The 222-nt window shown below is 51.8% G+C and carries 1 pseudogene; it reads right to left on the bottom strand.

The window, feature by feature from the left end:
• Window positions 1–222 (bottom strand): annotated as a pseudogene (locus tag P353_RS29870) (disulfide bond formation protein DsbA); the annotation flags it as partial.

Genomic DNA, 222 nt, shown 5'->3' with positions numbered 1-222 from the left:
AGCGTCGCAGCTCTTTTTTTGAGCCAGCCAATCACGAGCTGATAATAACAATACCCCGTCAGCTGGTCCCTCAAGCTTTACGGAGCTGCCAGTCGTGTTGTCTTTAATTATCACAGTAGGAGTTGCCGTAATGCCCGCTTTGAGGGCCTCCTCGACCTGTTGGCCAACATGCCGGGCGATCACTTTGTCGGTAGCTGCACAGGACAATAAGTCCTGGTAAGT

The organism is Comamonas testosteroni (genome assembly GCF_000761245.1).
Lineage (GTDB): Bacteria > Pseudomonadota > Gammaproteobacteria > Burkholderiales > Burkholderiaceae_C > Comamonas > Comamonas testosteroni_C.
The sequence above is the reverse complement of the archived record's forward strand: the minus strand, read 5'-3'. Positions and strand labels throughout refer to the sequence as shown.